Origin of the sequence: Paraburkholderia sp. (assembly GCF_024281035.1) — a bacterium.
Classification (GTDB): Bacteria; Pseudomonadota; Gammaproteobacteria; order Burkholderiales; family Burkholderiaceae; genus Paraburkholderia.
Genome location: NZ_JAMXLH010000040.1, coordinates 20,628 through 45,043 on the forward strand (window position 1 = coordinate 20,628; position 24,416 = coordinate 45,043).

General features: G+C 65.4%; 21 protein-coding genes and 1 pseudogene. 9 read left to right on the top strand and 13 right to left on the bottom strand.

Translation table 11 applies throughout. The annotated features are described in order from the left end of the window. Positions 1–89 precede the first annotated feature (89 nt). Positions 90–2,624 carry a transglycosylase domain-containing protein gene (locus Q0L30_RS13575; RefSeq protein WP_296657017.1) on the bottom strand — a complete coding sequence of 845 codons (2,535 nt, stop codon included), beginning with the start codon at positions 2,622–2,624 and terminating at the stop codon, positions 90–92. A 300-nt stretch (positions 2,625–2,924) separates the two neighbouring features. On the opposite strand from Q0L30_RS13575, the gene Q0L30_RS13580 reads away from it, so the two are divergent. Continuing rightward, a complete protein-coding gene (locus tag Q0L30_RS13580) occupies positions 2,925–4,070 on the top strand; it encodes a porin (RefSeq protein ID WP_296657069.1) in 1,146 nt (381 codons plus the stop codon). A 163-nt stretch (positions 4,071–4,233) separates the two neighbouring features. On the opposite strand, the gene Q0L30_RS13585 is transcribed toward Q0L30_RS13580, so the two are convergent. Next, a complete protein-coding gene (locus Q0L30_RS13585) occupies positions 4,234–4,848 on the bottom strand; it encodes a flavin reductase family protein (protein ID WP_296657020.1) in 615 nt (204 codons plus the stop codon). A gap of 330 nt (positions 4,849–5,178) precedes the next feature. Between Q0L30_RS13585 and Q0L30_RS13590 the strand changes: the two genes are divergently transcribed. From Q0L30_RS13590 to Q0L30_RS13600, 3 genes are read left to right on the top strand one after another with little or no spacing between them, the layout of a single operon-like run. Continuing rightward, positions 5,179–6,975 carry a ribonucleoside triphosphate reductase gene (locus tag Q0L30_RS13590; protein WP_296657026.1) on the top strand — a complete coding sequence of 599 codons (1,797 nt, stop codon included), beginning with the start codon at positions 5,179–5,181 and terminating at the stop codon, positions 6,973–6,975. A 3-nt stretch (positions 6,976–6,978) separates the two neighbouring features. Further along, a complete protein-coding gene (nrdD, locus tag Q0L30_RS13595) occupies positions 6,979–7,173 on the top strand; it encodes an anaerobic ribonucleoside-triphosphate reductase (protein ID WP_296657029.1) in 195 nt (64 codons plus the stop codon). A gap of 52 nt (positions 7,174–7,225) precedes the next feature. Continuing rightward, positions 7,226–7,909, top strand: coding sequence for an anaerobic ribonucleoside-triphosphate reductase activating protein (locus Q0L30_RS13600; RefSeq protein ID WP_296657071.1), 684 nt, complete (start codon positions 7,226–7,228; stop codon positions 7,907–7,909). A gap of 153 nt (positions 7,910–8,062) precedes the next feature. Here Q0L30_RS13600 and metE read toward each other — a convergent pair whose 3' ends face one another. Continuing rightward, a complete protein-coding gene (metE, locus tag Q0L30_RS13605; protein ID WP_296657032.1) occupies positions 8,063–10,351 on the bottom strand; it encodes a 5-methyltetrahydropteroyltriglutamate--homocysteine S-methyltransferase in 2,289 nt (762 codons plus the stop codon). 139 nt (positions 10,352–10,490) lie between these two features. Between metE and Q0L30_RS13610 the strand changes: the two genes are divergently transcribed. Further along, a complete protein-coding gene (locus tag Q0L30_RS13610) occupies positions 10,491–11,399 on the top strand; it encodes a LysR family transcriptional regulator (protein WP_296657034.1) in 909 nt (302 codons plus the stop codon). A gap of 390 nt (positions 11,400–11,789) precedes the next feature. Here Q0L30_RS13610 and Q0L30_RS13615 read toward each other — a convergent pair whose 3' ends face one another. The 3 genes from Q0L30_RS13615 to Q0L30_RS13625 form a co-directional block, all read right to left on the bottom strand. Beyond that, positions 11,790–11,945, bottom strand: a complete 156-nt coding sequence (locus Q0L30_RS13615) for a hypothetical protein (RefSeq protein WP_296657037.1) — start codon at positions 11,943–11,945, stop codon at positions 11,790–11,792. Positions 11,946–12,131: 186 nt separating this feature from the next. After that, positions 12,132–13,484 (bottom strand): hypothetical protein, encoded by a 1,353-nt coding sequence (locus tag Q0L30_RS13620; RefSeq protein WP_296657040.1) that lies wholly within the window; start codon positions 13,482–13,484, stop codon positions 12,132–12,134. A gap of 68 nt (positions 13,485–13,552) precedes the next feature. Further along, positions 13,553–13,699: a hypothetical protein gene (locus Q0L30_RS13625; protein WP_296657042.1), complete on the bottom strand. Its 147-nt coding sequence runs from the start codon at positions 13,697–13,699 to the stop codon at positions 13,553–13,555. 98 nt (positions 13,700–13,797) lie between these two features. Here Q0L30_RS13625 and Q0L30_RS13630 point away from each other — a divergent pair, with 98 nt between their 5' ends. Further along, positions 13,798–14,883, top strand: a complete 1,086-nt coding sequence (locus tag Q0L30_RS13630; protein WP_296657044.1) for an AGE family epimerase/isomerase — start codon at positions 13,798–13,800, stop codon at positions 14,881–14,883. On the opposite strand, the gene Q0L30_RS13635 is transcribed toward Q0L30_RS13630, so the two are convergent. Beyond that, the gene (locus Q0L30_RS13635) at positions 14,854–15,579 is read right to left on the bottom strand and encodes a Tar ligand binding domain-containing protein (RefSeq protein ID WP_296657046.1); all 726 of its coding nucleotides are present in this window, start codon (positions 15,577–15,579) and stop codon (positions 14,854–14,856) included. The genes Q0L30_RS13630 and Q0L30_RS13635 overlap by 30 nt on opposite strands. Positions 15,580–15,628: 49 nt before the next feature. Between Q0L30_RS13635 and Q0L30_RS13640 the strand changes: the two genes are divergently transcribed. Together Q0L30_RS13640 and Q0L30_RS13645 are read left to right on the top strand one after the other, a co-directional pair. Next, the gene (locus tag Q0L30_RS13640; protein ID WP_296657048.1) at positions 15,629–15,832 is read left to right on the top strand and encodes a hypothetical protein; all 204 of its coding nucleotides are present in this window, start codon (positions 15,629–15,631) and stop codon (positions 15,830–15,832) included. Between the two features lie 93 nt (positions 15,833–15,925). Continuing rightward, a complete protein-coding gene (locus Q0L30_RS13645; RefSeq protein WP_296657050.1) occupies positions 15,926–16,369 on the top strand; it encodes a PaaI family thioesterase in 444 nt (147 codons plus the stop codon). Positions 16,370–16,475: 106 nt separating this feature from the next. Here the strand turns inward: Q0L30_RS13645 and Q0L30_RS13650 are convergent, their stop codons facing one another. The 4 genes from Q0L30_RS13650 to Q0L30_RS13665 all read right to left on the bottom strand — a co-directional run bounded on the left by Q0L30_RS13650 (position 16,476) and on the right by Q0L30_RS13665 (position 20,146). Further along, positions 16,476–17,324: an ureidoglycolate lyase gene (locus tag Q0L30_RS13650; protein ID WP_296657051.1), complete on the bottom strand. Its 849-nt coding sequence runs from the start codon at positions 17,322–17,324 to the stop codon at positions 16,476–16,478. Between the two features lie 77 nt (positions 17,325–17,401). Beyond that, positions 17,402–18,145: an SDR family oxidoreductase gene (locus tag Q0L30_RS13655; protein ID WP_296657056.1), complete on the bottom strand. Its 744-nt coding sequence runs from the start codon at positions 18,143–18,145 to the stop codon at positions 17,402–17,404. Between the two features lie 98 nt (positions 18,146–18,243). Continuing rightward, on the bottom strand, positions 18,244–19,080 hold the full coding sequence (locus tag Q0L30_RS13660; RefSeq protein WP_296657075.1) for an amidohydrolase: 837 nt from the start codon (positions 19,078–19,080) through the stop codon (positions 18,244–18,246). A gap of 25 nt (positions 19,081–19,105) precedes the next feature. Continuing rightward, a complete protein-coding gene (locus Q0L30_RS13665) occupies positions 19,106–20,146 on the bottom strand; it encodes an aldo/keto reductase (protein WP_296657059.1) in 1,041 nt (346 codons plus the stop codon). 519 nt (positions 20,147–20,665) lie between these two features. Between Q0L30_RS13665 and Q0L30_RS13670 the strand changes: the two genes are divergently transcribed. Next, on the top strand, positions 20,666–21,208 hold the full coding sequence (locus tag Q0L30_RS13670) for a hypothetical protein (protein WP_296657061.1): 543 nt from the start codon (positions 20,666–20,668) through the stop codon (positions 21,206–21,208). Between the two features lie 84 nt (positions 21,209–21,292). Here Q0L30_RS13670 and Q0L30_RS13675 read toward each other — a convergent pair whose 3' ends face one another. Both Q0L30_RS13675 and Q0L30_RS13680 read right to left on the bottom strand, forming a co-directional pair. Further along, positions 21,293–23,671, bottom strand: coding sequence for a GNAT family N-acetyltransferase (locus Q0L30_RS13675; protein ID WP_296657064.1), 2,379 nt, complete (start codon positions 23,669–23,671; stop codon positions 21,293–21,295). Between the two features lie 422 nt (positions 23,672–24,093). Further along, a pseudogene (locus Q0L30_RS13680) lies at positions 24,094–24,416 on the bottom strand (heme ABC transporter permease); the annotation flags it as partial.

Below are 24,416 nucleotides of genomic sequence, written 5' to 3' on the forward strand. Positions count from 1 at the left end.
CGCCACGCGCCTCACACCACGCTCCCACGCTCCCACGCTCATCCGCCACGCGCCACGCAACCGCCCAAACGAGCGGCGCGCGCCGCACCTCACTGCCCCGGCTGCTGCTGCACGGGCGGCGTGTACTGCGCACCGCCGCCCGGAGCGGGCTCGGTGTCATCAGGTGTCGGAGTCGGCGCGAGCGCGGGCGCCTGCGACGGGAACGGCGACGCCGCAGGCGGCGCGCTCGCCGGTCCGATGATCGGCGGCACGCCCGGTTCGTATGGCTGCGGCGCAGCGGACGGCGCCGAAGCACCCACGGCCCCCGAAGGCGCCGCTTCCGGCGCTGGCGCCGGTGCCGGTGCTGGCGCCGGCGCGGATGCCGATGGAGCACGCGGCGCGTGAACCGGCGCGCGTTTGACCGGCGCCGCGGCCTTCTGCTTCGGCGCAAACAGCATGTCGATCCAGACACTGAGGTTCGTGCGGAACGTATCGAACGCGCTCGGCGCCACTTCGGTATCGAAGCGCGCGTGCGAATCGACAATGCGCGCGCGCAACGCGCGCTGGAAGAAGTCGCCGACGATCGGCAGCGCGCTGCGCGCACCCTGCCCCCAGTAGTCGTCCAGCGTCACGCGGCCATCGTCGAATCCCACCCACGCGCCCGCCACGAGCTGCGGGTTCATGAGGATGAACCAGCCGTCCGTGTTGCCCTGCGTGGTGCCGGTCTTGCCCGCGACATCCGCGTGGATGCCGAAGCGCGAGCGAATGCCCGACCCCGTGCCGCGATTCACCACGTCGCGCATCACGTCGATCAGCGTGCGGTCGGCGGCAACGGAAAGCGCGCGCTCCGGCGACGCGCTCGGGAATTCGGCGAGCACTTCGCCATGCTTGTCCTCGATGCTCGTGACCATGCGCGGCTCGATGTACTCGCCGTCGTTGGCGATCGTGCTGTACGCCGACACCATTTCCTTGAGCGTCACCGGGCTCGTGCCGAGCGCGAGCGACGGCACCGGGTCGAGCCGGCTGTCGCGCACGCCCATGGCCCGCGCGAGGCGCGCCACCTTGTCCGGGCCGACCTCCTGCATGACCTGCGCCGTGATGCGGTTACGCGAAAAGGCAATCCCGTCGCGCAGCGTCATCGGCTTGTTGCTCGGCGGCACATCGTCGTCCGGACGCCAGATCTCGCCGCCCGCGAGCGTAATTTCGACAGGCTGGTCGATGAAGGTATCGGTCGGCTTCGCGCCGCCCGCAAAGGCCGCGCCGTACACGAACGGCTTGAACGTGGAGCCCGGCTGACGCCGTGCCTGCTGGACGTGATCGTAGGGCTCGCCCGTGAAATCGCGGCTGCCGACCCACGCCTTGATCTGGCCGTTGCGCGGATCGATCGCGAGGAAGCCCGCCTGCAGTTCCGTCTTGTCCTTGCACAGCGCGTGCATGAACGCGCGATCGGCCGCAAGGTGCTTCACGGCATCCGCGTCGCCCGCGCCCGCGTCGCGCGCCGTCTTATAGTCCGGCGTCTCGCGCATGAATGTCCTGAACAGCTCGTTGCCCGGCGTGCAGCCGTTGCGGCCGCTCCACGCGCCGTTGGCGATGCCCTGCAACTGGTTCGCGTGCTGCGCGAGCGCCGCCGTCGCCATCGCCTGAAGACGCGCGTCGATCGTCGTGTGCACAACGAGTCCGTCCGAGTACACGTTGTAGTCGTTGCGGTCGGCCCACGCGATCAGCCATTTGCGCAACTGCTGCGCAAAGTGCGGCGCCGGGCCGGGCGGCTCGGTCTGACGCTCGAAGTCGAGGCGCAGCGGCTTTCTGGAGAGCGTCGTGTATTGCGCGGGCGTGAGCTTGCCGTACTTCACCATCTGCCCGAGCACCGTGTTGCGCCGCGCGAGCGCGCGCTCGGGGTTCAGCACCGGGTTGTAATAGGCGTTGCCCTTGAGCATGCCGGTCAGCGTCGCGCTTTGCAGGATGTCGAGTTGATCCGCCGACACGCCGAAATACGTGCGCGCCGCCATCTCGATGCCGTAGGCGTTGTACAGAAACGGCACCGTATTCAGATACGTTTCGAGAATCTGCGGCTTGCTGTAGACGGCCTCGATCTTGAGCGCCGTGATGGCTTCCTTGATCTTGCGCGTGAGCGTCGGCGCGCGGCCGATCTCGTCGGGATAAAGATTGCGCGCGAGTTGCTGCGTGATCGTCGAGCCGCCCTGGCGCTCGCCCGAGAACGTATGCAGCGCAGCGCCCGCCGTACGCTTGAAGTCGATGCCGTGGTGTTCGTAGAAGCGGTGATCCTCGGTCGAGATCAGCGCATCGACCATGTGCGGCGAAATCTCGCTGAGCGGCACCCATTCGCGATTCGACGGCTTGAATTCGGCGAGCACCTTGCCGTCGGCGGAGAGAATCTGCGCGGGCTCGTCGACGCGCGCCTTGCGGATATCGCCGATGCTCGGGGTGAACGGGATCAGCACGAGCACGTAGAGCACGACGAGCGCGGGCACCGCGGCCATCGCGTACAGCACGCCGCGCCGCGTGGGATGCCGCAGATGATGCAGCGCGCGGGCGACGAAGGGCTGCAACCGGGCGCTCGTGGAAACCACAGTGGGCCTCAGGCGGGCAGACCATTTCGCGATTTGATCGCGGACAAACGACACGAAGCGCTTCACGCGGGCAAGGGATCGGCTGGAAAGCGTGCATCGTATCAAAATTCTGCGCGCCCTCCGGCGACAAGCCCCGTGCAGCCGGTGTTCGGCGCCGAACCGCAACTCGCACCACCGTTTTATTTCACTTCGATGAAACGTTTCTTCCAGATTTTGGAATAATCCTGTCCAGTCACAGGCGGTTTTCTGGCCGCGCTTAATTCTTACACTCCTGTCGCTGTTTCAACCAAAACGGAAACCATCAGGAGTCTATCCGTGAAAAACAAGATTTCGGCCGCCGCGACGGCCGTCGCCGTGGGTACCGCCTTCGCCACTCTCGCCCCCGCTGCCCATGCGCAAAGCTCGGTCACGCTGTATGGCCTTATCGACGCCGGCATCGCCTACACGAACAACGTGAACGGCAGCGGCCGTGTCGCCATGCAAAGCGGCAACATCAGCGGCAGCCGCTTCGGCCTGCGCGGCGGTGAAGACCTCGGCGGCGGCCTGAAAGCCATCTTCGTGCTCGAGAACGGTTTTAACGTCGGCAACGGCGCGCTGGGCCAGAGCACGTCGAACGCGAGCCGCATGTTCGGCCGTCAAGCGTTTGTCGGCCTGACGAGCGACACATTCGGCTCGGTCACGGTGGGCCGTCAATACGACAGCATCGTCGAGTTCGTCTCGCCGCTCTCGGCCACGTCAGGCACGTTCGGCGACTCGGGCTTCGCCCACCCGTACGACAACGACAACCTCCAGCACACCATCCGCTTCAACAACGCGGTCAAGTACACGAGCCTGGACTACAACGGCTTCAAGTTCAGCGGCATGTATGCGTTCAGCAACAACGCCGAGTTCGCCGTGAGCCGCGCCTATAGCGCGGCCGCAAGCTACAACTACGGCCCGCTGAGCGTCGCGGCTGGCTACCTCCAGACCAACGGCACGGGCATGAAGTCCGGCAGCAACTTCGCGAACACCGGCGGCGCAGTCGACCAGGGCGAACTCAAGCCCACCGCCAACGGCAACAATCCCCTCACGTCCGACGTGCAACGCACGGTCGCCGCGGGCGCGCACTATGCGTTCGGTCCGGCTGTCGTGGGCTTCGTCTATTCGCACAGCCAGTACCAGGGCACGAATGCATTCGGCCTGAACAGCGGCTCGGCACGCTTCGACAACTACGAAGTCAACGGCGTGTACACCGCGACGCAGGCCCTGAAGCTCGGCGTCTCGTATGCGTACACCGACGCGCATCTGAGCGGCCCGACCACGTTCGGCGCCGATCCGAAGTGGAACCAGGTGAACGCGATTGCACGTTACTCGCTGACGAAGCGCACCGAACTGTACGGCGAAGCCATGTACCAGCACGCGACGGGCAACAAGAACGTCGCGGTCATGTACAACGCAGGCGGCTTCTCGTCGACGGCCAACCAGGTGATGTGCGCAGCCGGCATCATGACGCGCTTCTAAGGCGCTTCTAAGGCGCTTCTAAGGCGCTTCCAAGGCCACTTCCAGGCGCGCTTTCAAGCGCGCTTTAGAGCCGCTTTAGAGCCCGTCCTCTGGCCCACCTTGCGAGGTGGGCCAGATGCGTTAACGGCGCGATGCCTGACCGCGACAGCCCGTCCCGGCAGGCTTATTCCGTTGGCCGGATCATCTGGAACATCTCGCCGATGGCCGCGTAATCGGCGCGATACCCCGCGCGCATGACGGGCTGCGCGGCGTGCGTATCGAACACGCCATCCATGATGTACTCCTCACGAATATGCACGCCGACCACCTGGCCGAGCGCGAGCCAGTTGTCCATCGGCGTGCCGTCTATCGTGTTCAGCCGCACAACCCGGATCAGCTTGCATTCCAGCGCGGCCGGCGATTCGCCGACATGCGGCACGTTCACGTTGCGCCCCGGCGCGGGCGTGAGGCCCGCAAGCGCGAATTCATCGATATCGGCGGGCACCGGAGCCGAGGTGCGGTTCATCTGTTCGGCGAGCGTCTTCGACGTGAGATTCCAGACGAACTCGCCCGTCGCCTCGATGTTGTTGATGCTGTCCTTGCGGCCTTCGCTGCAGAATCCGATCACCGGCGGAAACGTTGCGAACGCACCGAAGAAGCTGTACGGCGCGAGGTTCGGACAGCCCTGCGCCGACCGGCTGGAAATCCAGCCGATCAGGCGCGGCGCGACAATCGCCTTGAATGGATCGTGCGCGAGGCCGTGGCCTTCGATGGGGTCGTAAAAGTAGGTATTCGACATGTTGCGCGAGGCAGGGTTGAAGCACGCGCGCTACGCGGCGTGCGGCGGGAATCGGTTAGCACTATGACACGCGCCGCGCCGGATCGCAGCCGGGGATGCTCAGCGGCGACGATGCCCATTGGATCGTCGCGTCGCGTGCTGTCTTGAACCACGCCACCCACACGGCCCGGGTTCCGTCAAGCCGACAAGCGCGGCGCTCGGGGCCCAAGGACGACCCGGATCAACGGAATCCAAGCGCAAACAAAATAACGGCCGAGCCCCATTGACTGACACTATAGGTGGTGTATACGATGCCGACATCAACAATATGTCGTATCCACCGGAGAATCCATGGTGTCAAGCCCTCTTCCCGCTTCCAGCCGCGTGGACACGCCCGCGAGCGCCCAAAACGCCACGCCCGATCGCACCAATCGCAATCCGCAAATCGAAGTCCAGTCCTCGATCGACGAGTATCTCGAACAGCAGGACTGGCGCGTCAACGCCAATGCGAACCAGGGTTATTCGCTCGGCGGCTTGATTCTGAATGTGTCGGGGAAGGTCGTTGCCAACTACTGGCTCAGCCATATCTATCCGCAGGCCGTCGGACAGGCGCACCGCGATGCCGATCTGCATATTCACGATCTGGATATGCTGGCCGGATACTGCGCCGGATGGTCGTTGCGCACGCTACTGACCGAAGGCTTCAACGGCGTGCCGGGCAAGGTGGAAGCCGCGCCGCCGAAGCACATGTCCAGCGCGGTCGGCCAGATCGTCAATTTTCTCGGCACGCTGCAAAACGAATGGGCGGGCGCGCAGGCGTTCAGCTCGTTCGATACGTACATGGCGCCGTTTGTCCGCAACGACAACCTGTCCTATGGCGAAGTCCGCCAGCACATCCAGGAACTGATCTTCAACCTGAATGTGCCTTCGCGCTGGGGTACACAAACGCCGTTCACGAACCTCACGTTCGACTGGGTGTGCCCGGAAGATCTGCGTGAGCAGGTCCCGCTGATCGGCGGAAAGGAAGTGTCGTTCACCTACGGCGAGTTGCAGGCCGAGATGGACATGATCAACCGCGCGTACATCGAAGTCATGATGACGGGCGATGCGAAGGGCCGCGCGTTCACCTTCCCGATCCCCACCTACAACATCACGCCCGACTTCGACTGGCACAGCCCGAACGCGAATCTTCTGTTCGAAATGACCGCCCGCTACGGGCTGCCCTATTTCCAGAACTTCATCAATTCGGAACTCAAGCCCAACATGATCCGCTCGATGTGCTGCCGGTTGCAGCTCGATCTGCGGGAACTGCTCAAACGCGGCAACGGGCTGTTCGGCTCCGCCGAGCAGACAGGTTCGCTCGGCGTGGTCACCATCAATTGCGCGCGTCTGGGTTATCTGTACGCAGGCGACGAAGCCGCATTGTTCCGGCGTCTGGACGAACTGCTCGAGCTTGGCAAGGTCAGCCTGGAAATCAAGCGCAAAGTCATTCAGCAGCATCTGGACAACGGGCTGTTCCCCTATACGCGGCGCTATCTCGGCACACTGCGCAACCACTTCTCGACGCTCGGCATCAACGGCGTCAACGAAATGGTGCGCAACTTCACGTTCAATTCGCACGATCTCACGAGCGAATGGGGCCATGCATTCGCCGTGCGTCTGCTCGACCACGTGCGTGCGCGCATGCTCGCGTTTCAGGAAGAAACCGGACATATGTACAACCTGGAAGCCACGCCGGCTGAAGGGACGACCTACCGGTTCGCCAAGGAAGACCGCAAGCGTTTCCCGGAAATCCTGCAGGCCGGCACGCCGGACATGCCGTACTACACCAACTCGTCGCAACTGCCGGTCGGCTTCACTGACGATCCGTTCGAAGCCCTGGAGCGTCAGGACGAGCTGCAGCGCAAGTACACGGGCGGCACGGTATTGCACCTGTACATGACCGAGCCGCTCTCGACCGCCGACGCATGCCGCACGTTCGTCCAGCGCACGCTCAACCGTTTCTCGCTGCCGTACATCACCGTCACGCCGACGTTCTCGATTTGCCCGAAGCACGGCTACCTGGGCGGCAGCCACAAGTTTTGCCCACGATGCGATGAAGAACTCATTCAACGCAAACTTTCTCAACTCGAACCCGCTGGAGTCTGAACCATGACCGCAATCGCTCAATCCGCAGAAGCTCGTCACGCCGCTATCACGCTGTCCGACGAAGAACGTCAACCGTGCGAAATCTGGACGCGGGTCATGGGATATCACCGTCCCGTGTCGTCATTCAACACGGGCAAGAAGGGCGAATTCCACGAGCGCAAGTTCTTCAGCGAACACGAGGCATCGGTTGCAGCCTGAGCTCGCATCGCCAGACGTCGAACCCGGTTCGACGCAACCCCGCCCGCTCCGCGTGGGCGGGGTTGTGCCGTTCACCGCGACCGACTACCCGGGCCAGCTTGCCGCAGTCGTATTCGTGCAGGGCTGCCCCTGGCGCTGCGGCTATTGCCATAACCCGCATTTGCAGCCGCGAACCCGCCAGGGCGCGGTTCAGTGGGACAGCGTCATGGACCTGCTCAAGCGCCGGGTGGGTTTGATCGACGGTGTCGTATTCAGCGGCGGAGAACCGGCAACCGATCCTTCGCTCGGCCATGCCATCCGCGAAGTCAGGCAACTCGGATTCAAGGTCGGCATGCATACCGCAGGGACGCATCCGCAGCGGATCAAAGAGGTCTTGCCGTTGCTGGACTGGGTCGGCATCGATATCAAGGCGACTTTCGACAACTACCCGCGCATCACGAAGAAACCGGGCAGCGGCGATCGCGCACGCGAGAGCCTCGAAGCCGTGCTGGCGAGCGGCGTGGACTACGAATGCCGCACGACGTTGCATCCCGAACTGTTGCCCGAAGACGAAATAGTGCGCCTTGCGCAGACGTTGTCGGCGATGAACGTGAAGCAGTACGCGCTCCAGATCTTCCGAACCAACGGTTGCAATGACAACGGCCTGAACGCCGCGTCACTGGCCGGCTACCCTGGCAACGACGTCGTGACGCAGGTCGAAGCGCTGTTTCCCACCTTTACGCTTCGCCGCGGATAAAGCCACACGTATGTTTATCCGGGCCGCGATGTCATCGCGGCCCGTTTGCGTTGTCCAAAAGCAAATGTCCCGAGACTGGCTCGGGACATTAACAACTTGATTCGCCGCATCCGTCGCGCGTGCGGCGGATGCTAGCCCGGAAGCACGCCGCGCTTATTGCGCACGCAACGTCTTCGCAGCGGCGACCATGTTGGTAAGCGCCGGAATCACCTCGGCCCACTGACGCGTCTTCAGACCGCAATCCGGGTTCACCCACAGACGCTGCGCCGGAATGCGCTCGGCGGCCTTCTGCATCAGTTGCACGATATGCGCCTCGCTCGGGATGTTCGGCGAGTGGATGTCGTACACGCCCGGCCCGATGTCATTCGGATAGCGGAAATTGTCGAACGCATCGAGCAGTTCCATATCGGAGCGCGAGGTCTCGATCGTGATGACGTCCGCATCCATGTCGGCGATCGAGGCGATGATGTCGTTGAACTCCGAATAGCACATGTGCGTGTGAATCTGCGTTTCGTCCTGCACGCCGTTCGCGGCGATACGGAACGATTCGACGGCCCAGCCCAGATACTCGGTCCACTGCGAGCGGCGCAGCGGCAGCCCTTCGCGCAGCGCGGCCTCGTCGATCTGAACCACGCGCACGCCGGCCTTTTCCAGGTCGAGCACTTCCTCGCGGATCGCAAGCGCAAGCTGGTAGCACGACACCGAACGCGGCTGGTCGTCGCGCACGAAGGACCAGTTCAGGATCGTCACCGGGCCGGTCAGCATGCCCTTCATCGGCCGGTTCGTGAGCGACTGCGCGTAGGTGATCCACTCGACCGTCATCGCCTTCGGACGGCTGATGTCTCCGAACAGAATGGGCGGCTTCACGCAGCGCGAACCGTACGACTGCACCCAGCCGAACTGGCTGAACGCGTAGCCGTCGAGTTGTTCGCCGAAATATTCGACCATGTCGTTGCGCTCGGCTTCACCGTGCACGAGCACGTCGAGGCCCAGCTTTTCCTGCTCGCGCACGCTGCGCTCGATTTCGGCGCGCATCGCGACCCGGTAGCCCGCGTGGTCGAGTGCGCCGCTCTTGAACTGGCTGCGCGCCTGGCGGATTTCCGCCGTCTGCGGGAACGAACCGATTGTCGTGGTCGGGTACGCGGGCAGCTTGAGGATCGCGGCTTGCTTCGCTGCACGCTCGGCGTAGCCGTTCTGACGATGGCCGAGTTTCGCGTCGATGCGCGCAAGCGCGGCCTTCACCGCCGGGTTGTTCACGCGCGGCGAGTCGCGGCGCGCCGCGATGGCGGCTGCATTTGCGGCGAGTTCCGCAGCGATCTTGTCGCGGCCTTCATTGAGCGCGGTGGCCAGCAGCTTCACTTCGTCGAGCTTTTGCAGCGCGAACGCGAGCCACGAGCGGATTTCCGGATCGAGTTTCTCTTCGCTCGCGAGATCGACCGGCACGTGCAGCAGCGAGCACGACGGCGCAATCCAGAGCCGCTCGCCGAGTTGCTTCGCGAGCGGTTCGAGCCATTCGAGCGTCGCAGTCAGGTCCGTCTTCCAGATGTTGCGGCCATTGATCGCGCCGACCGACAGCACGCTCTGCTCGGGCAGCTTGCGCGCGGCGAGCGCGACTTCTTCGCGTGCATTGATCCCGTCGATATGCAGACCGTCGACCGGCAACGCGCACGCGAGGTCGAGATTCTCCTTGAGCGGGCCGAAATACGTCGTGAGCAGCAACTTGACGCTGCGCTCCTCGAAGCCTTCATACGCGGTCGCGAATGCCGCACGCCACGCCGGATCGAGTTCGGTCACGAGAATCGGCTCGTCGATCTGCACCCACTCGACGTCCATGACGCGGCAATAGTCGAGCAGCGCGCGGTACACCGGCATGATGCGCGGCAGCAGCGCCAGCTTGTCCGAATCGTCCTTGGCCTTGCCGAGCCACAGGTAGGTCAGCGGCCCGATGATGACAGGCTTGGCTTTCACGCCCTGCGCACGCGCTTCGCGCAATTGTTCGAGCAGATGGGACGTGTCGAGGTTGAACTGCGTATCGGCTGTGAATTCGGGGACGATGTAGTGGTAGTTCGTGTCGAACCACTTCGTCATTTCGCCCGCTGCGACGCCGCCGCAGCACGCGGCGTGCTCTTCGGCTCCCTGCGCCGAACGGCCGCGCGCCACGCGGAAGTAATTGTCGAGTTTGTCGCCGTGAAAGCCCTGCACGCGCTCCGGCAGGTTGCCGAGCGTGAAGCTCATGTCCAGCACCTGGTCGTAGAACGAGAAGTCGCCCACGGGCACGAGATCGAGCGACGCCTGGCTCGCCCAATTGCGCGCGCGCAGATCGGCGCCGAGCGCCTTCAGTTCGTCGCGCGAGGCTTCGGCCTTCCAGTAGCGTTCGAGGCCGAACTTCAGTTCGCGTTTTGCGCCGATGCGCGGAAAGCCGAGATTATGTGTAGTGACCATGTGCGCTGCCATCCGTAGGAAAAGTACTGAAAACAAAGCGGAGTGGCTGCGATGATAGAGGTATCAGTTAATGAAATAAAATGGCATTATTTCATTTATCCATTAGTTTTCTTCATTCGAAAATTCAGTCTCGCTTGCCATGCTCGAACGCATTCATCTCGTCATCGTCCGCGAAGTCGCGCGCCAGGGATCGCTTACGGCGGCGGCGAGCACACTCTTTCTCACGCAATCCGCGCTGAGCCATACGGTCAAGAAGATCGAGCAGCAGCTCGGCACGCCCATCTGGGACCGCGAAGGCCGCAGCCTGCGCCCCACGCAGGCGGGCCAATATCTGCTCTCGCTGGCCGAACGTCTCCTGCCGCAGTTCGAGCTCGCCGAGGAACGCATGAAGCAATATGCCGCCGGCGAGCGCGGCACGCTGCGCATCGGCATGGAATGCCATCCGTGCTATCAGTGGCTGCTCAAGGTGGTGTCGCCCTATCTCGCGCGCTGGCCCGATGTCGATGTCGACGTGAAGCAGCGCTTCCAGTTCGGCGGCATTGGCGCGCTGTTCGGCTATGACGTCGACGTGCTCGTGACGCCCGATCCGCTCAATCGTCCCGGCCTGCGTTTCGAGCCCGTGTTCGACTACGAGCAGGTGCTGGTCGTGGCGGAAGGTCATCGGCTTGCCAACGTGCGCTATGTGAAGCCCGAGCAGCTTGTCGACGAGACGCTCATCACGTATCCCGTGGAAACGGACCGGCTCGATATCTACAACCAGTTTCTGCGCCCGGCGAGCATCGTGCCGCGCCGTCACAAGACGATCGAAACGACCGACATCATGATGCAGATGGTGGCCAGCCTTCGCGGCGTGGCCGCCCTGCCCCGATGGCTCGCGGAGGAGTACGCAGACCGCATGCCGCTCGCCATCGTGAAACTCGGCAAGGAAGGCATCGCGAAGCAGATCTTTCTCGGCACGCGTGAGGCAGATGGCGCGGTCGATTACTTGAGATCGTTCGTCCAGTTCGCGCGGGAATCGAACTGGCAGGCGTCCCGCATGCGGCGATGATGCCTCGTCGTGCGCCGCACTTTTCCACAGCGCAGTTTTCCACAGTTTTCGTGGACAGGGATGTGGACAACCTGGGCACATCCCAGCCAGACCGCTGACGCACAACGCTTTTTTGGGGCACTGACAGATTTGTGCAGCGCCGCGCTTTTGCCGTGCATCCTGCGCCACTTCTAATCGCTTGCGGTTACTCGTGGTCGCTTGTATCGCGCAGCGTTCACGCACGCGACGTGTGCATCGTCCTTGTCGTGGCCACTTGAGCGCGCCCATGCGAACAGGGCCGGCTCTCTGTCGAGAGCCGGCCCTGTTTGGCAGACTTCAAACTTGTTTCGCGGACGAATCCGGCGCGGTGAAACCGGCGGTGAACGCCGCCTCGAACCGCGCTCGTGCGACTTAGCCGCGCGGTACGTTGAACGGCAGGTAGTGCGAGCGGCGGATGCGCTCTGCTTCGCGAGACCGTGCTTCGTACGAATAATCCGAATCCATCGGCAGATACGGCGAGGCGAAGAGATCGCTCACCTTTTCAAACAGTGCAAGGATAAAGCTCATGGCGACTCCCGGTTAGTTGGACGATCAGGGTTTTCCCTAGGACAAGGCCATTATAGGGTTTTCCCTGACAGACTGCTAGTGCGGCGCAGCAAAAAAACTGCGGCGGCCTGCCACAGGGCGTGAGTACCTATGATGCGCTGCATCAATGCAACGCACCGTCGCCTTCCAACTGGGGTCGAAATGTGTTTATTGGCTGACGAGGCGCGCACGGTGGGCGTGCGCGGCCGCACGTCGGGTGCGGTGTGCGGGACCGGGCGCAGCGGGACGGGCGACGCTTTGCGGCACGGCCTGCGCGGAGGATGCTTCAGCGGGCGGCGCCGGTAGTCGCGCCAGCGCGGCAGCGAACGCCGCTTGCTGCTCCTCCATCATCTGAGTGAGGCGCTGCTGCTGGGCGCGGGCGTCCGCAGCGACGCGCGAGAGCATGACCGTCTGCGCGATAGCGGCGGCCACGGTGACCACCAGCGCGCCCACCGCCGTGCCGAGCATCCACCGCATCCGGCGCGACAGATCCGCGGACGCACGGCGCTGGCTGGCGATCAGGCCATCGAGCGCATCGACTGTGCTCGGTGATGCGGCGGAACGCGCACGGTCCGGTTCGGGCCGCGCCGTGCGGGCTGTGTCGGCGGCTGCCGGTACAGCTGCGGCAGCCGCGCGCGCGATAGTCGCGGCGGCGTTGCGGGTCTCGGATGCTTTACGACCGCCAACCGGCGAGGTTTCGGCGCGCGGCTTGTGCCCCGGTACAGCGGCCTCCATCGGGCCGGAGCCGGACGTGTCGCCAGTGGTGGTGGTAGCGTTTGCGGCATCGGCAGCCGCCGCTTGGGCTGCCGTCCAGCCGTTCCTTGGCCGCTGCGCCGCCGTGGCACGGGCCGTATGCGCCTGCGCGAGTGCCTGGCCGGGCAGCATCGGTTCCGCAACGGGCGCCTCTACCGTGGCCGGGACAACCTCCGGCACGTTCGCCACAGCGGCAGCATCGCTCTCGACGGCGGCAACGCCTTGCGCCGCGTCCGTTGCTGGAGCAACCACTTCTGCCGCGCGTTCGTCGCCAACTGTGCCGTCGACTATGCCGTCGGCAGGCTTCAACGCTGCTGCAAGTTCGCCAGGCACGCCTCCGCCATCCACTGCGGACGGCGAACGCTCCTCGGCGGCAGCCACACCTTCCGCCCGCGCAATCGTGCGCGACACCTCAACCTTCTCTTCGACGGCAGCCACAGGGAGCGTCTCCACCGCCTGCGCTACCTCGCTCGCCTCGTCCGCCTCGTCCACCGATCGCACCGGACGCGACCGCTCTCCACCGCTCGACCTGCCCCGGCGGCGTCCGGTCTCCACCGTTTGAGCAGGCGCATGCGCCGGATCGCCGGCAAAAAGATCGAGCGTATTCTCGTCGCGCACCGGCTCGCCCGGCTGCGCGGGCTGCTGAGCCTCGCATGCGGGCTGGTGCGCGGAATCGGAGGGGATGGACGATGCCCGACGTCGCTTCGACGGCGCGCGACGCGCCTCACGTGCGGGGCTCAGGGATGCGGTATCTGCGTTTTCTGCCATGAGGGATTCGAGGCGCCTGGCGCCGCGCGACGGCTGGTCCGGTCCGTCGCGCAACATCCTCGTGTTTTTTATTCGAGCCGCCATTGTCGCATGGCCGCAAGCGGGGGCAGCGCCGTACACGCGTCGCGTGTGGGCCATTCCTGCTCGCCGTTTTCGCGGAAATCCTTGCCCGTGAATTGCGCCGTAATCCACGGCCGATATCGGGTACGGCGCACGCACGCGTGCTCCGGACGCCCGCTTGCGGCGCGTGGCGCAGCGTACAATCGCGAGCGTCGCCTTCAAGCCGTGCACCCGCGTGCCAAACGCCCCACTCATGAACGCATTCCCAGGCGCAGCAGGGCTGCGCGATCACTTCGAACGCATCGTCTTGCCGCAGTGGCACGGCCCGGGCTTCAACGCCGCACTGCGCCTGCCCTACGAGGCGCTGGACGCAGCGGGCGCCGCGCCGCTGCCAGTCGTGCGCTACCGCGCGATGGCATGCGCCCGCCAACTGTTCGTGTTCACGCAGGCGGGCGACGCCGCGCACGCGCACACGCTCTTCGAATCGCTGCAACACTGTTTCCACGACCGCGCGCACGGCGGCTGGTTCTACAGCGTCGATCCGCACGGTACGCCGCTCGACACCACCAAGGACCTCTACACGCACGCCTTCGTCGTGTTCGCATGCTCGATCTACGGTCAGCGCTTCGGCGTGGACGCCGCGCTCGAAATTGCCCGGTCGACCTCCGCGCTGATCGTCGACCGCTTCGACGCCGGGAACGGTCTCTTCAATGCGTCGCTCGACGCGCCGTTTGCCGCTGTCACCGGCACGCCGCTGCAAAATCCGCTGATGCATCTCACCGAAGCCTGGCTCGCCGCCCGCGAAGCCACCGGCGACGCCGCTTTCGATACGGCGCTCACGCGGCTCGTCGAGGCCGTCGCGCGGACATTCCTGCATGAGCCGACGGGCTGCATCGCCGAACTCCCGATCGGCGCGGCCGACAACCGGCTCGAACCCGGCCATCAGTTCGAATGGTTCTGGCTCGCTTCATGTGCTTCGGAGCGGCTGGGCGCGTCGGGCCTCGCCGAGGCGCTCGCGCGCGCGTTTCGCTTCGCCGTCACGCACGGCATGGACCCGGCGAGCGGCGCCGTGGCGGCTGCGCTCGACGAACAGGGCCGCGTCATCGACGCGACGCAGCGCATCTGGGCGCAAACCGAGTATCTGCGCGCCATCGCGACGCACGGCGATGCCGATGTGAACGCCACGCTGCCCGCGCAGATCGGCCGCTTCGCAGCACGCTTCCTCACGCCGCAAGGGTGGGTGGAATGCCGGAGGGCGTCCGGCAACGTCGCGCGCGCCGACATGCCGTCGACGACGCCTTACCACCTGCTATCGGCTTATCTCGCGTTGCCGGTCTGAACCACGTACCCGGCACGCGCAGTACGGCGCCCTGGCGCGCGGCGTGACGCTCATCGCGAGGCCCGCGAGCGCGACCAGCGCCACGAGGAAAAACGCGCCCGCCGTGCGCAGGAACGTCATGCGCACGTGAATCGCGTCGCGCCAATCGTGCCAATCGTTAGAACCGGACGCATCGCGGCTCGCCGCCGCGCTGAACTGGGCGAACCCACGCAATTCGGCGACCCAGGCGTCCAGGTACGACTGCGTCGGCTGATCGAAAAACGCCCGGAGATCACGCGCGTCCAGATCCTGGACCAGCGCGCCCAGCGCACGGCGCAAGACCTGATAGCGCCGCGCAAGCGCCGCAACGTGGGCACGGTCTGCCTCGTCGGCAGGCGGCACGTCCACCAGCGCCGCGAATGAGCGGTCGGCCGCCGCGAGTTCCTCGCGGGCGTGCTCGATGACATCGCGCGGGGCGGCGTCGCCGCCGGCCATGCGCGTACCTGCGCGCGCAAGATTGCTGCGCGCATCTTCGAGATGCCGGGTGGTTTCGTCCGCCGCGCTGGTCTGGTGCTGCGCGACGCGCGCAAGATCGTCCACGTCGTCGCGCGTGTGCGCGCATGCGCAGAAAGCCGGTCCTTGTGCCACGAGCGGCGGCACGCAGAACAGGAAGAGCGCACACAACAGGCTAGCTGCGGTCTTGAGCTTGCCGGACATCTTCGAACACCTCGGGACGGAGAACGGGAAATCGCGTGGAGCGAAGCGTGTGATCGCTCGCAGCCAATCTGTGTTACGGCTGCGCAAACGTTTTCTTGAGCGCCAGACCGCGACAAAACGGTCCAAAGCGCGGCCCGAAGCGCAGCCCGAAGCACAACCCAACGCGCAGCCTGCGGTGCACCAAACCGGCGCACCAGGCGGTTGCGGAAACGGCGTACTCAACCTTCCGGCGATTTTCATCGGCAGCGCATAAACGCGCCGTTCGATTCACCTTGCGCCGCAGCGAAGCACTTCCTAGAGTGGTTAGGAAACCATGCGGGCGTGGGCCCCGCCGAGGAATCCGACGATGACTGATCTTGTGGATCGTGCGCGCGGTGCGTTGCACGCACAGCCGTTCAGCGTGCTGCTCGGCACCGAACTGACGCACATCGGGGCAGACGACCTGACGCTGCGGCTGCCGGTACGCGACGAGCTGAGGCAGCAGCATGGCTTCGTTCATGGCGGCGTGATCAGCTACCTCGCCGACAACGCGCTGACTTTCGCGGGCGCGCTCGCACTCGGGCCGCGCGTCGTGACGGGCGAATACAAGATCAACTATTTGCGCCCGGCGCTGAACGGCACGCTGCTGGCTCGCGCGAAGGTGGTCTACGCGGGACGCCAGCAGGCCACCTGCCAGTGCAGCGTGTTCGTGATCGAGAACGGAGACGAGCGCCTCGTCGCGCTCGCGCAGGGGACGGTGAACCGGCTGTCGGAGCCGGCCGCGCGCGGCGAGCCGGAGCCCGCCGGCTGAGCCGCTCAAACGCCATGCGGGAAACGTGGAAAACGCAGGGTTTGCGGGGTTCTCGTGGTGAGCGGCCCCGCGTGCGATGACGAATCGCGGCGTTTGCGATGCGCGCTTATTCGGCGGCGCGCGTGCGCTGGGTTTGCTCGCCGAGCCCCTCGATGCCGAGACGCACGGTCTGCCCAGGCTTCAGGAACACCGGCGACGGCTTGATGCCCATGCCGACACCCGGCGGCGTGCCGGTCGAGATCACGTCGCCCGGCTGCAGGCTCATGCACTGCGACAGGTACGACACGAGCTTCGCCACCGGGAAGATCATCGTGCGCGTGTTGCCGTTCTGATAACGATGGCCGTCCACTTCGAGCCACAAACCGAGGTTCTGCGGATCGGGCACTTCGTCGCGCGTGACGAGCCACGGGCCGGTCGGGCCGAAGGTATCGAAGCCCTTGCCCTTGTCCCACTGCCCGGCGCGCTCGATCTGCCATTCGCGCTCTGAAACGTCGTTGACGATGCAATAGCCCGCCACGTAATCGAGCGCGTGCGCCTCGTCCACGTACTTCGCGTGCCTGCCGATCACCACGCCCAGCTCGACCTCCCAGTCGGTCTTCTTCGAGCCGCGCGGAATTTCGATGTCGTCGTTCGGGCCGACGATCGCGCTCGTCCACTTGTTGAACACCACCGGCTCGGGCGGCACGGGCATGCCTGCTTCGGCGGCGTGATCCGCATAGTTCAGGCCGATGCACACCATCTTGCCGACATGGCCCACGCACGCGCCGATGCGCGGATTGTCGCCAACGATGGGCAGCGTCTCGGGATCGATCGAGCGCAACTGCGCGAGGCCCGCGTCGGACAGCACGCCGCCCGCGATATCGGGCACCGCGCCCACGAGCGAGCGAATGCGGCCTTCGGCGTCGAGCATGCCGGGTTTCTCATGGCCTTTCGGCCCGTAGCGAAGCAGTTTCATTGCGTGTCTTTCCTCCGGTTCTCTTCGGTGCTATCGAGGCGATGCGAGGCGCTGCGAGGCGCTGCATCGCCTCCTTCTCAGTTCGCCCAGCCGCCGTCTATCACATGAGCCTGGCCGGTCGTAAACGACGATTCGTCCGAGGCGAGATAGAGTGCGAGCGCGGCGATCTCCTCCGGCTTGCCGATGCGCCCCATCGGCTGACGCGCGACAAAAGCGGCGCGCGTTGCATCGGCGCTCGTGCCCTGTTCGGAAGCCTGCACCGCGATGCGCTCTTCGAGCGAGGGCGACGCAACGGTGCCCGGACAGATCGCGTTGCAGCGGATGCCGCGCGTGACGAAGTCGGCCGCGACCGACTTCGTCAACCCTATCACAGCCGCCTTCGACGCACCGTACACGCAGCGGTTGGGCACGCCCTTCACGCTCGACGCCGCCGACGACATGTTGATGATCGACCCGCGCCCCGCTTCGAGCATTGCGGGCAGGAACGCGCGGATCATCCGGTACATGGCCTTCGCGTTCAGGTCGAACGCAAAATCCCAGTCCGCTTCGCTCGCTTCGAGGATCGAGCCTGCGTGCACGAAGCCCGCGCAGTTGAACAGCACATCGATGGCGCCGAGTTCGCGCGCGAGCGCGGCGATGGCCTGCGGGTCGCGCACGTCGAGACGCCGCGCTTCAACCGGCAGCGACGCGAGCGCATCGGGCCGGATATCGGTGGCAATCACACGCGCGCCTTCGCGCGCGAACAGTTCGGCGGTCGCAAAGCCGATGCCCTGCCCCGCCGCCGTAATCAAAGCCGTCTTGCCCGCCAGTCTTGGTGCCATCTGTCACTCCGGTTGGAATCGCAGCCTCAAGTAGCCTCAAGCAGCCTCGAGCGGCCGCGTTCAGGGGATGAATGCTTCTTGGCGCTGGCCGCACGCGCTCACAATCGATAAAACGCCGCTGCGTTCGCGCCGAACACCGCATCACGCCCGGCGTCCGTGAGCGGCGCGAGCAGACGCTGTGCGCACGCATGCCAGCGTTCATAGTCGCCGTTGAGGTTCAACACCGGCCAGTCGCTGCCCCACATCACACGTTGCGGGCCGAAAACAGCCAGCACGTGTGCGATCCACGGGCGCAGCGTGGCGTCGCCCCAGCCCGGCGCGGCCTCGGTGGCAAGGCCCGAGAGCTTGCAGCACACCTGCGGAAAGCGCGCGAGGCGCGCGAGCGCGTCGGACCATGCCGACCAGCCCGCGTTGCCGTCGCGGATCGGCGGCTTCGCGCTGTGGTCGACGACCACGCGCAATGCGGAATGTTGCGCGAGAAACGTTTCGAGTGCAGGGGCGTGGCGCGTGAAAATCAGCGCGTCGAATGCGAGGTCGTGCGCGATCAGCGCCTGAACCGCGCGTGACGTATCGGCAGTGGCGATCCAGTTGTCATCGGGCAGGTCCTGCAACATCGGGCGCACGCCGCGGAATTTCGGCTCGCGTGCGAGATCGGCGATGAGATCCGGTGCGTCCGGATCGTCGAGCGGCACCCAGCCCACCACACCCGCAATCGACGCATCGTTGCGGGCGAGCGCAAGCAGATAGCGTGTCTCCTCGACAGTCGGCGCAGCCTGCACGACCACCGTGCGCGTCACGCCGCAACGCGTGCGCAACGGCGCCAGATCGGCGGGAGCGAAAGTGCGGTACAGAGCGGGCATGGCGGGCGTGAGCCAGCCATAGTCGCCGCGCGCCGGATCCCAGTAGTGCTGGTGCGCGTCGATTTGCGCCGCCATGGCGCGCGTGCCAGGCGTCGTCATGTCAGCACGCGGGCAGCGGTACGCGCGAATCGATGAGGCCCTGCTCGCGCAGCGCGATCCACAGATCGGCGGGGATGGGCGTCTCGAACGACGCGGCGTTCTCGCGTACTTCGGCCACGCTGCGCGCGCCGTTGAGCACCGTTGCGAGCGCGGGATGCGCATACGGAAACTGCAGCGCGGCGGCGGCGAGCGGCACGCCGAACGTCGCGCACACGGCATCGAGCCGTGCGACGCGCTCGATTACCTCAGCCGGTGCATCGGCGTAGTTGAATTTGCGCTCGCCCTGCAATCCGTGCGCGAGAATGCCCGAATTGAACGCACCGCCCAGCAGGATGCTCACGTTACGCTCGACGCAAGCGGGCAGCAAATCGTCGAGCGGTGCTTGTTCGAGCAACGTATAGCGGCCCGCGAGCAACGCGCAGTCGATGTCGAATTCGCGCATCGCGTCGAGAATCACTTCGCGCTCGTTCACGCCGAGGCCCACGGCTTTCACGACGCCCGCCGCGCGCAATTCATCGAGCGCAAGGAATCCGCCGCCATCGGTCAATTGCTGCCAGTAGTGCGCATGACGCTCGCCGTGCGTATAGCGGCCGATGTCGTGAACAAGTGCAATGTCGATGTCCACCATGCCGAGGCGCTGCTGGCTGTCCTCGAACGAGCGCAGGATGCCGCCATAGGTGTAGTCGTAGATCGCCTCGAACGGCAGAGGGTTCTGCCAGCCTTCGCTGCCGTCGTAGGCATGCACGCGCGGCACGAAGCGGCGGCCCACTTTGGTCGAAAGCACGTACTCGCTGCGCGGATGGCGCCTGAGCGCCGCGCCGAGTCGATGTTCCGCTTTCGTATGGCCATAGTGCGGTGCGGTATCGAAGAAGCGTATGCCGGCTTCCCAGGCGGCATCGACGGTGGCCTGCGCCTCTTCTTCGGAGAGATCGCGATACAGGCCGCCGAGCGGCGCGGTACCGAGGCCGAGTGCGGTCACTTCAAGCGCCGTGCGTCCGATGCGCCGCCTGTGCGCCACCTGCGGATGTCGCTCCTGCACCATGCGCGTGTCTCCCGGTGAGTGTTTGCGACAGATTACGCCATGTACGGCGCGCGTCAATGCGGGGCAATCTCGACCGATCGTTTGAAGCTGCTGGAGTTGAGAAACAGGCTTGCGTAGCGGGATCAGGAAGCGGGCGACGAAACCGGTCGTGCCGCCCTGGTAATCGCAGGCCGCGGCGCGTTCGCTGTCCGCGCATCTGTTGCACGAAAGGATGGATCGCACTGCGAGCGCCATCTTTTCGTTAATTAATATGCACTTCTATAGATATGAAAATCACGCGCCCATGCCGAGAGTGCGTTCCTGTTCATGTCGTCTCATGCGGTCGAAACAGGCAATGCCGCATCCGCGTTCAGGCCCCACACAATCCGCTTCAACCTATTTCCGTTGTGTTTTTTTGACTGGAACGTGTGCGCACAAAACGATAGAATGGCGTCCCTCCAAATTTCCGGCGCGCCGTGTCCATTTCTCGGGACTTCTCGGGACTTCTCTGGACAAGCGGCAGCAGCGCACGTACACCTCATGGCGAAACTTCTGAACGACCAGGAATTCCAGCGTTTTTCCGAGCTTCAACAAAAGCAGGCGAGCTTCACGATCACGAGCGAGGAAGCCGACGAACTGCGTGACATCGTCGCGCGCGCGCAGAAGAAGCGCGACGACCGCGCGAGCGCGATGAAGACAGCCGAAGAGGCGATCACGCAATTCGAAATCACGCCGGACGAACTGTTCTCGCCGGAGCAGATCGCCGAAGCCGCACGCAATTTCGGCCTGATTCCGGCCACGAAGAAAGAGCGCGTGCTGCCGCCTTCGCTCACGTTCAACGGCAAGACGCATCAATGGACGCGCGCGCTGCCCGTGGAAATCCGCGAGCCGCTGTTCGAGGCGTTCCAGGGCGGGCAGTCGGTCAAGGTCTTCATCGCGACGCCAAAGGACGCCACGCGCTGCGCGGCGACCATCGCACGGCTCGAAAAGGAAACCGGCGTGCAATACGCGCAGGCCTGGCTCGAAGAGCTCTCGCTCACGCGCGGCCAGGTGGACGACGCACTCGCGAAGCTCGCAGCCTGACGCACGCATGCGCCGCACTTGGTCTGCTGACTGCGGCCTGGTTTTTCATCCGTTCGAACCAGGTCGCAGGCGCGGCGCATTGCATCAATCCAGCGGCATGCGAAAGCCGACAACACCGGGATCTTCGGTCGGCGTCACCGTGAAGCCACAGGCGCGCGCAAGGCCGATCATCGGCGTGTTCTCGCGCAGCGCCTCGCCGAGGAGCCAGTGCGTGCCGCGCGAGCGCGCGTACGCAATGATCCGCTCCATCAACATGCGTCCCAGACCGTGGCCCTTGATGTTCGAGAGCACCGTCACCGCGAATTCCGCGGTTTCGTTGTCCGGATCCGAAACGGCACGCACCACGCCGAGCGTGCGCGGCTTGCCGTGCTCGTCTTTGACGGTTGCAATGAGCGCCATCTCGCGGTCGTAGTCGATCTGCGTCATGCGCGCGAGTTGTGAATGGTCGAAGCTGCGGACCGCCGAAAAGAATCGCAGGCGCAAATCGTCGGGCGTCATCGATTCGATCAATGCGCGGTGCTGCTCCTCGTCTTCGGGGCGGATCGGCCGGATCGTGAGGCGCTCGCCGCACCAGTCCAGCGTCTCTTCCAGGCGGCGCGGATACGGCATGATCGCGAAGCGGCTGCGCGTCGCGGCAAGCCGCAGGCGCGGCGCCACGACCAGTGTTTCCGCAGGCAACACCCGCAGTGTCAATTCCATGCCGACGATCTCGCGAACGTCGCACGTCACCTGCGAGAGTTCGGTGAGCGCGGTGAGCGTCGGCTCGGGCGAGTTCACGCGCTGTGCGTGCGGCGACTGCGTGACGATGTCGCGCGCCAGGATCGGATTGAGCGGCGGCAGCCCGTAGACGCGCAACGGCGGCGAGATGCCGTCCATTGACGGCGCAACGAAGTAGAACACCGGGCCGAAGTTTTCGTCGTCGCGAAACTCCACCCTCACGTCGACCACAGGCGATAGCGAATCCAGCGTGCCGCTTTGTCCCGGCGTCCAGGTCCGCAGGCCGAACAACCCCAGCAAACTCGCCGCCGCCTCGCCATCCAGCTCCGACTGCCCCGCAGCCAGCGCCGCGCGCGCCTGCGCCTGCGCGGCCTCGATCGCGTCCGCGCGCTGCGCGGGCGTGCCTTCGGGGGTCTGCATCAGCAGCTCGCGGCCAAGCCGGTAGTCGACCAGACGCGCGAACGCGCGCGCGAGCCGTCGTGGCGTCGTATGCACCGGGATGCCGTGCGCGTGCAGCGCGTCGCGCGTGGCAGCGTCGACGCCGCCGAAGAAGCACGCAAGCACCCCGCGATACGCCACGCGGTGATGATCGATAAGCATGCGCGCCACAGCGTCGACCGGCGCGCTGTGCGTCGGCGCGTGCACGACGAACACCGTGCCCGTCTTCGGATGCGGCCCGAGCGTGTCGAGCGCGAGCCCGAAATGCTCGGGCTTCGCCGTTTCGCCGAGCACGAGCGGATTGCCCGCCTGCACCTGCGGCAGCGCCTTCTGCATCGCCGCGCGCGCCTCATCGGTCCAGGCCGCGAGCGTGTCGCCCGCCGCGTTGAATGCGTCGCGCGCGAGTATCGCGACACCGCGGTCGCTCGTGATGAGCGTCGCCGTGTCGCTCGCGGCGACGCGGCCCACGCCGAGCGTTTCGATTTCGTCGAGCAGGTCGTCGAGCGTGTCCACGCGCACCATGCCGGCGCGCCGGAACGCCGCGGAATAGAGCGCATCGCCCGGATCGTCGCGGCCGCTGCGCAGCGCGAGCACCGGCTTGTTGCGCGCAGCCGCGCGCGCCGCCGACATGAACTTGCGCGCCGCGCGCACGGTGTCGAGTTCGAGCAGGATCGCGCGCGTCGAAGGATCGCTTGCGAGGTAGTCGAGCACGTCGCCCGCATCGACGTCGGCTTCGTCGCCGAGCGTGATCACATGTGAAAAGCCGAGCCCTCGCGCATCGGCCCAGCGCAGCACGGCATTGGTGAGCGCGTTCGACTGCGAGACCCACGCCACGCCGCCTGGCCGCGCGAGCGACGCCGCCGCGCCGAGTTGAGCGTTGAGCGCGGGCGTGAGCACGCCGACGCTGCCCGGCCCGACGATACGCAACAGGTGCGGGCGCGCGGCGGCCAGTGCGTGGCGCAGATCGGCGCGGTCTTCGTCGTTGCGTACCTCGCCGATGAGGATCGCCGCACGTGTGCCCATGCCGCCAAGACGATGCACGAGGCCGGGCCATGTGGAGGGCCGCGTGCAGATCACGGCGACCGTGGGCGCGGCGGGCAGATCGCCTGCGTCGGCCAGAACCGGGCGGCCGTTGAAGTTTTCCGAATCGTTCGCGTGGCGCGGATTGACGGCCCACAGCGGGCCGGTGAAACCGCCTTCGATCACGCGCCGCCACACCATCTCGCCGATGCTGTCGGGACGCCGCGAAGCGCCGATCACGGCGACGGATTTCGGCTGGAAGACCGCGTCGAGGTTGCGTACTGTCACAGATTCTCCTGAATCATCGGATGGACGGCATACGGAGTCAGGATAGGCTAATCGCCCCGGCGGCGCGCAGATTTCGCGCAAGGGTGCGGCGGGTATGAAAGACACGCAATCGTGTGCGCGGCGACGACACGCACTTGCGGGAACGGGAGAGGTAACGCGGACGCTATCGCGTCGTTATTCGTGATGGGATTTGTGATGCGAAGATGCGTCCGATGACCGTGGAGCGTCGCGAGCAGTCGATGACTGTCTCGCGGTCCATCGGCACGCAGAGCGATTATCCGGCGCTGCAACGCGCGGTGTTCACTGCGACCGAAACCGAATGGCTCGATCGCGTCGTTCCAGACCTGCGGATTGTGCGGATTGTGCCGATTGTGTCGATCATGTCGATCGTGCCGATCGCCGCGCAGGTCCGGAAATTTTCATCAAATGGGATCGACCGGCAGCGCGGCCGGCACACTGACCGGCGCCTCGTCCTGCATCGCGCGCAGCCAGCGCGTATGCGCCTCGCGCTCGGCAATCAGCAGCTGCGCGCGCCGCAGCGTCGTCGCCGCCGCCCACGCCCACGCCGCCACACTGCACAGCAGCATCGCCCACAGCATCACCGGCGCCATGCTCGCCCCGCTCGCGCGGATCGTCGCCCCCTGGTGCAGCGTGTTCCACCACCGCACCGAGAAGTACATCACCGGCAGGTTCAGCGCCCCCAGCAGCGCCAGCACCGCGCACGCCCGGTCCGCGCGCTGCGGGT

Bases quoted from the DNA above. Each gene is read 5' to 3' on its own strand.
- metE (WP_296657032.1), bottom strand. From the start codon at position 10,351: ATGGTCACTACACATAATCTCGGCTTTCCGCGCATCGGCGCAAAACGC.
- Q0L30_RS13630 (WP_296657044.1), top strand. From the start codon at position 13,798: ATGAACGCATTCCCAGGCGCAGCAGGGCTGCGCGATCACTTCGAACGC.
- nrdD (WP_296657029.1), top strand. From the start codon at position 6,979: ATGACCGCAATCGCTCAATCCGCAGAAGCTCGTCACGCCGCTATCACG.
- Q0L30_RS13590 (WP_296657026.1), top strand. From the start codon at position 5,179: ATGGTGTCAAGCCCTCTTCCCGCTTCCAGCCGCGTGGACACGCCCGCG.
- Q0L30_RS13610 (WP_296657034.1), top strand. From the start codon at position 10,491: ATGCTCGAACGCATTCATCTCGTCATCGTCCGCGAAGTCGCGCGCCAG.
- Q0L30_RS13655 (WP_296657056.1), bottom strand. From the start codon at position 18,145: ATGGCACCAAGACTGGCGGGCAAGACGGCTTTGATTACGGCGGCGGGG.
- Q0L30_RS13665 (WP_296657059.1), bottom strand. From the start codon at position 20,146: ATGGTGCAGGAGCGACATCCGCAGGTGGCGCACAGGCGGCGCATCGGA.
- Q0L30_RS13670 (WP_296657061.1), top strand. From the start codon at position 20,666: ATGGCGAAACTTCTGAACGACCAGGAATTCCAGCGTTTTTCCGAGCTT.
- Q0L30_RS13615 (WP_296657037.1), bottom strand. From the start codon at position 11,945: ATGAGCTTTATCCTTGCACTGTTTGAAAAGGTGAGCGATCTCTTCGCC.
- Q0L30_RS13635 (WP_296657046.1), bottom strand. From the start codon at position 15,579: ATGTCCGGCAAGCTCAAGACCGCAGCTAGCCTGTTGTGTGCGCTCTTC.
- Q0L30_RS13620 (WP_296657040.1), bottom strand. From the start codon at position 13,484: ATGGCAGAAAACGCAGATACCGCATCCCTGAGCCCCGCACGTGAGGCG.
- Q0L30_RS13660 (WP_296657075.1), bottom strand. From the start codon at position 19,080: ATGGCGGCGCAAATCGACGCGCACCAGCACTACTGGGATCCGGCGCGC.
- Q0L30_RS13585 (WP_296657020.1), bottom strand. From the start codon at position 4,848: ATGTCGAATACCTACTTTTACGACCCCATCGAAGGCCACGGCCTCGCG.
- Q0L30_RS13650 (WP_296657051.1), bottom strand. From the start codon at position 17,324: ATGAAACTGCTTCGCTACGGGCCGAAAGGCCATGAGAAACCCGGCATG.
- Q0L30_RS13645 (WP_296657050.1), top strand. From the start codon at position 15,926: ATGACTGATCTTGTGGATCGTGCGCGCGGTGCGTTGCACGCACAGCCG.